Raw genomic sequence first — 4,276 nt, 5'->3', positions numbered from 1 at the left:
TTATTGTCGAAAAAGGGTAAATACAGCTCTTCATCTGAGCGAGAGAGGTACGGCCTTCCAAGGTAATCTTCAAAACCATCCTTAGAGCTATTGTACGGACCCTGATCATAAGCCCGATAGCAGTACGGTTTAATCTCGACTTTCTCAGATAGAAAGGCTTTTTTCATATCCATGCATTTGTTAGTCAAGACATCGTGGCCATCCATCTCAGTTGTTTATAACCCAAGCGCTCTCCTTCGAGAAATACAGATCCGTTTCCTTTCCTACGACTGGAAACTTCCTCTCAATCGGGTTGAAAGTCACTGCGTTTAGTATCTTTCCATCGGGAAGCTCAATTTCGTACTCGACGTTCGATCCCAGAAACACGTATTTCAACACCTTTCCACTTAGAACATTGATCTTGTCTTCTTCTCTGTCAGATAAAGACTCCGGTCTTAAGACTATCCTTACACCGTCTCCAGGGGAGAGCTCTCCACCTTTTCTGCCCACAAACTTCTTTCCCAGTGAACTGGATGAAACAGTTACCGAGTCTCCATTGATAGATTCTACCTCGCCGTCAATGAAGTTAACTCTTCCTATGAAATCCGCTACGAAGCTGTTCTGAGGTCTCGCATAAATGTCGAACGGGCTCCCTATCTGCATAACCTTCCCATCGTTCATTACAACAATTATGTCGGAAATACTCATCGCCTCGACCTGGTCGTGAGTAACATATACACTGGTAATATTTACCTCCTGCTGAATTCGCCGGATCTCAAGCCTCATAGACTCTCTCAGTTTCGCATCCAGATTCGAAAGCGGCTCATCGAAGAGCAGAACACTTGGTTCCATAACAAGACTTCTTGCTAGTGCCACCCTTTGTTGCTGACCTCCCGACAACTGATCCGGTCTTCTCTTTTCAAGTCCCTTGAGTCCTACGAGATCTGTCATTTCCCTTATCTTCTTCTTCATGGTGCTTCTGTCCAGTCTCTTGAGCTTCAAACCAAAAGAGATATTTTCTTCCACTGTTAAATGGGGGAAGAGAGCGTAACTCTGGAAGACCATCGAAATGTTTCTCCGGTTGGGAGGTAGGTTTGTGACGTCCTTTCCATCCAGCAAGACGCGCCCGTTTGTAGGAACTTCAAAACCCGCGATGATCCTCAATGTGGTAGTCTTTCCACAACCCGAAGGCCCCAGAAGCGTTACCAGTTGCCCTCTTCGGATCTCCTGATCGAAATCGTCTACGGCAACCGTTTCCGTTCCGTAGCTCGTGAAGACCTTTCTCACATTTTTTAATATTAGACTCATCAAATCACCCCTGTCCTGCCGTTCCACCACTGGATAGACTAATTTTGTTCTTAAGGAAGATCTTCAGAATCAGAATGAAGCCCATAATCATACCAATCAATAGCACTGAAAAGGCACATGCTTCCGATAGACGTCCGGAATCGCTCTGACTCAGTATTTGAACTGTTATCAGGTTCCATCTGGCCGAAACAAGAAATATCGCCGCGCTGATTGCAGTCATAGCTCTCACAAAGGCAAAGACTAAAGCAGAGAAAAAGGCCGGCATAATCAAGGGAAGCGTGACTTTCGTGAAAACCTGCCTGTTATCTGCGCCAAGCGTGTATGCCGCCTCTTCAATCGCTGGATCTACCTGGTTTAGCAAAGCAACACCCGACTGTATTCCAACCGGTATATACCTGAAAACGAAGTTGAGAACAAGTATCGCCAGAGTTCCCGTGAGCAGCAACGGGGGTTTGTTGAATGAAAGAATATATCCTATTCCAATAACCGTTCCAGGAACTGCAAAACTCAGCATCGAGGTGAACTCCATCACCCTTCTTCCAGGAAAGACCTTCCTGACAAGGAGAAAAGCAATTATCATACCAAGGACGGCAGATATCGGCGTAGAAGTGAAAGCAATAACGAGAGTGTCCTTTATTGCCTCGAGTCCGACGTCGAAGACATACTTGAAGTTCTCCAGAGTAAGAGTATTGTTCATTCCCCACGCCTTCACAAAGGCTCCCCAGAAAATTGTGGCATAGATTGTGAGTGTGAAGACAGCGATAAGCATACACAGTGAAAAGAGAATCCATTTTACCGGTTTACTTACACTCTTAAGGACAGAAGTCGTCGGTTTACCGGTCACCGTGACATACTTCTTCTTTCCAACCCAGTATTTCTGTATAATAAATGCGGCTATTGAAGGAAACAGGAGCCATACTGCAAGCGCTGCTCCCCCTTTAGTATCAAACATCCCCGTTATTTGAAGATAAGCCTGGACGGAAAGCACAGGAAATTTGCTGCCAGCCAGAATAAGTGGATTTCCAAAGTCGGCGAGCGACTCTATGAAAAGAACAAGCATTGTGCTTGCAATACCCGGAACCGACATCGGAAGAATTACTTTCCTGAAGGCCTGCCACCGATTTGCACCGAGATTGAAGGCAGCATCCTCAAGCGTCGGACTGATAGTTCCTATAACACCATCCAGTGTGATGAACGCAACCGGAAAAAAGCAAACCACCTGGGCCATCATGAGACCCCATAAACCGTACACAGGAAAATTTCTTATCCCGAATATCCCGGCGGTAATGATCCCGTTGAACCCGAATAGCATTATGATCGAAAGTGCGCCAATAAACGGCGGGAAGACTATCGGCAGAACGGCAACGGTTCTGAAAAAGCCCTTCAGCGGAATATCCGTTCTGTTAAGCGTGTACGCAAATAGATACCCTACAAGCATTCCGAATATTGCCGTAAGGCCGGCCACCAGAAGACTGTTGAAAAAGCCCTGCCTCATGTATCGATTCGAAAAGGCATGACTGTACGCGCTCAGGTCAAACCCGCCTTCCTTGTCGGTCATACTAACCGCAAAAACCTGAATAGGGGATAGACAATGAATATGGCCAAGGCGGCGAAAATCAGAACTATTATCAAAAGCAGAACTGGATCCTTAAGAAGATTAAGAAACCTATTTTTTGCTTCTTCTCCCCTTATAGCCACAGGACGACCTCCTATTAAAGAGGGGGATTTCTCCCCCTCAAAGCAAATCTAAGTGATCGTTAGTATGGAAGTACTTCGTTAATCCATCTCTCGATAAGTCTGGTCTTGTTTTCTGCGGCCCAAGCAGGATCGATGGAAAGAAGATTGATCGTTGAAAGCGGCTGTAGGCTGCCGAAATCGACATCGGGTCTTATGGGGTAGAAGTATGTCTTCTGGTCAACTATCTGCTGCTGACCGGCCTTGGAAACGACCCAATCGATAAGCTTCTGAGCATCCGCAAGGTTCTTGGCTCCCTTCAGAATCGAGACTGAAGCCACTTCGTAGGGCACTCCTTCCTTGGGGAACACAACGGATACAGGGTATCCCTGTTCCATGAACTGGAAGAAAGCCGGGGTGAACTGAATTCCAAGCGCAACCTGACCAGGGCCGACGGCCTTGGAGGGTCCAGTTCCGCTCTGTGTATAGGTCTGGATATTTGGAGCTAGATTCTTCAGGTACTGGAAGGCCCCATCTTCACCGTAAATCTTTACTAAACCAGTGATCAAGCTGTAGGCAGTTCCAGAAGACTGGGGATTTGGATACTGAATCATTCTTCTGTATTCGGAAGCGAGGAGATCTTCCCAGGATTCCGGCAAAGAGGCCTTTATCTGCTCCAGGACGGAGGTATTAACTCCAACACCGAGAGGATTCATATAAATCGGATGGTAATAACCCTCAACGTCATAGAACTCGGGTGAGACACCGTATACACTTAACGTCTTGTAGGTCTGTGTCAACCCACGTTCTTTTGCGATAATATGGTTTTCCAGTGGTGCGCCAAACCACACATCGGCCTGCGGATTGCTGGATTCGGCTTCAATCCTTGCCAGGGCAGGTCCCGAAGAAAGGAAGACAAAGTCAACTTCGATCCCCGTGTCCTCAACAAATGCATTCAATATCTTCCTCGCATTTGCCTCATCGACGCTGGAATAGACCACGAGATTTGCAAAGGCTGATGCAAAGAACACCAAAAAGATCACAGAGATAAGAACTCGCTTCATACAAACACCTCCTAATTAATGTAACTATATTCTATCATCTGCGCTGTTACGTGGAATAACTCCCTCTTGAGTAGATTTAATTATGATGCATTACGGCTCCAAACTACTCCAATGGATCTTCAACATATCATATCAATCAGACTGAATCTCTCAAAGTGGAGGATCAAGATCCAAGCTTCCATAGTTCAGTTATCAACTTTGTTTCTAGCGAGAAGAAGTATATGCTGTTATGAAAACATAGTTTCAATATG

2 protein-coding genes and 2 pseudogenes are annotated in these 4,276 nt (G+C 46.0%); all 4 read right to left on the bottom strand.

Annotated features, from left to right (window positions below; all coding sequences use genetic code 11):
• A pseudogene (locus tag BG32_RS15690) lies at positions 1 to 188 on the bottom strand (hypothetical protein); the annotation flags it as partial.
• Positions 189 to 207: 19 nt separating this feature from the next.
• Positions 208 to 1,287, bottom strand: coding sequence for an ABC transporter ATP-binding protein (locus BG32_RS00540; RefSeq protein ID WP_006488340.1), 1,080 nt, complete (start codon positions 1,285 to 1,287; stop codon positions 208 to 210).
• Between the two features lie 4 nt (positions 1,288 to 1,291).
• Positions 1,292 to 2,985 (bottom strand): annotated as a pseudogene (locus BG32_RS00535) (ABC transporter permease).
• A gap of 59 nt (positions 2,986 to 3,044) precedes the next feature.
• The gene (locus BG32_RS00530; RefSeq protein ID WP_121510283.1) at positions 3,045 to 4,025 is read right to left on the bottom strand and encodes an ABC transporter substrate-binding protein; all 981 of its coding nucleotides are present in this window, start codon (positions 4,023 to 4,025) and stop codon (positions 3,045 to 3,047) included.
• Between the last annotated feature and the right edge of the window lie 251 nt (positions 4,026 to 4,276).

Source organism: Mesotoga sp. HF07.pep.5.2.highcov (assembly GCF_003666285.1).
Taxonomy (GTDB): Bacteria; Thermotogota; Thermotogae; order Petrotogales; family Kosmotogaceae; genus Mesotoga; species Mesotoga prima.
The sequence above is the reverse complement of the archived record's forward strand: the minus strand, read 5'-3'. Positions and strand labels throughout refer to the sequence as shown.